The organism is Dietzia sp. E1, assembly GCF_014145015.1.
Classification (GTDB): domain Bacteria; phylum Actinomycetota; class Actinomycetes; order Mycobacteriales; family Mycobacteriaceae; genus Dietzia; species Dietzia cinnamea_A.
The window spans coordinates 1-1,523 of record NZ_JAALDU010000538.1 but is presented as its reverse complement, the minus strand read 5'-3'; the positions used below and the strand labels follow the sequence as shown (position 1 = coordinate 1,523).

At 72.7% G+C, this 1,523-nt stretch carries 3 protein-coding genes; 1 reads left to right on the top strand and 2 read right to left on the bottom strand.

Annotated features, from left to right (window positions below; genetic code table 11):
* Together G6030_RS15235 and G6030_RS15230 are read right to left on the bottom strand one after the other, a co-directional pair.
* A partial coding sequence (locus G6030_RS15235) for an SdpI family protein (RefSeq protein WP_182643695.1) occupies positions 1–417 on the bottom strand: 417 nt, incomplete at its 3' end.
* Positions 414–929, bottom strand: coding sequence for a MarR family transcriptional regulator (locus G6030_RS15230; RefSeq protein WP_182643694.1), 516 nt, complete (start codon positions 927–929; stop codon positions 414–416). The genes G6030_RS15230 and G6030_RS15235, both read right to left, overlap by 4 nt.
* Positions 930–1,012: 83 nt before the next feature.
* Between G6030_RS15230 and G6030_RS15225 the strand changes: the two genes are divergently transcribed.
* Positions 1,013–1,523 (top strand): DoxX family protein (locus G6030_RS15225; protein ID WP_241724393.1); only part of this gene is annotated, 511 nt, incomplete at its 3' end.

Here is a 1,523-nt window from a genome sequence, read left to right as displayed (position 1 = left end):
GGTGTCGGTGCCGGAGTGGCCGCCGCAACCGTCGGGGCCGCAGCCACATCCGGCCTGGTCGTCGTCCTGGGTGGCGGCCCAGATCGCCGCCGCGCGTGCCCCGGCGAGGCCGGCGACGCTGAGCAGGGCGAGGGAGCCGACGAGGGAGACGACGACGACGAGGCCGCCCACCCAGCCGCCGATCAGTCCCAGGGCGAGCGCACCGAGCAGGAGCACGAGACCGGAGCCGAGGAACGCGGGTCCGGCGGCCCGGTTGGCGAGCTCCCACGCCTCGGGGGAGCGGCGGGTTTCGGGCGTGCGAACGCCGAGGACGCCGTTGCCGGGGAGTCGGCCGAGGAGGCCCGCCAGCCCGGTGCCGCCGACCACGACCGCGAGCCCCACGAGGAGCACCATGACCACCACGAGCACTGCGTTCACGCCCCTGAGGGTACGCCCGCGACGGCGGATCGCCGAGTCGCCTCAGCCCCGTCCGCGCCCCGCACCTTGGCGAGAAGTCGGGCGAGCTCCCGCTTGTCGTCCTCGCCGAGGCGGTCGAGGAACTCCCGCCGCACGGTGGCGACGTGGTCCGGGGCGGCCTGCTCGATGGCCCGCATCCCCTCGTCGGTCGCGGAGACGAACGCCCCCCGGCCGTCCTCGGGGCAGGCGGTGCGTTGCACGAGGCCGCGCTTGATCATGCGGCTCACCTGGTGGGAGAGCCGGCTGCGCTCCCACATGAGGACGTCGGCCAGGGCGGTCATGCGCTGCGGGCCGTCCGCCTCGCTGAGGTACACGAGGACCTCGAACTCGGGCTCGGTCAGATCGGAGGACGCCTTGAGGTCCCGCTGGATCTCGAGGTGGAGGCGGCCCTGGACGGCGAGGTAGTCCCGCCACAGGGCCTTCTCCTCGCTGTCCAGCCATCGCACCTGGTGATTCCGAGCCTGATCTGCCATAGCCCCACTATAGCGACCTAGTTGACACGACACATAGCGGGTGGGTAAAAGTATGTGCCGTATCACTTACCGAGAGGACTCCCATGACCACCAGCACGGCCACCCGCCCCGAGGCCGTCGACAGTCGGCTCCTGCCCGTCCCCGCGACCGTCCGCGACGCGGGCCTGCTCATCACGCGCGTCATCCTGGGCGTCGTCCTCATCGCCCACGGCTGGGAGAAGTTCGCCATCAACGGCATCGAGGGCACCGGCGCCTTCTTCGACTCGGTCGGCATCCCCGGGGCCACGGCCGCCGCCGCCGCCGCCGTCGGCGCGATCGAGCTCGTGGGAGGCATCCTGCTCATCCTGGGACTGCTCACCCCCCCTGGTCGCCGTCCTCGTCGTCGTCGTCATGATCGGCGCGTTCTTCACCGTCCACGCCGGCTCCGGCGTCTACGTCTCCAACAACGGCTGGGAGCTCGTCGCCGTGGTCGGACTCGCTGCCGCGGTCTTCGGTCTGGTCGGCCCCGGCCGCTACAGCGTCGACGCGGTCCTCGCCGGCCGGCGCGCGGCCCGCGCCTGACCCGACCCGGCGCGGCACCTGACCGAGCCCCCA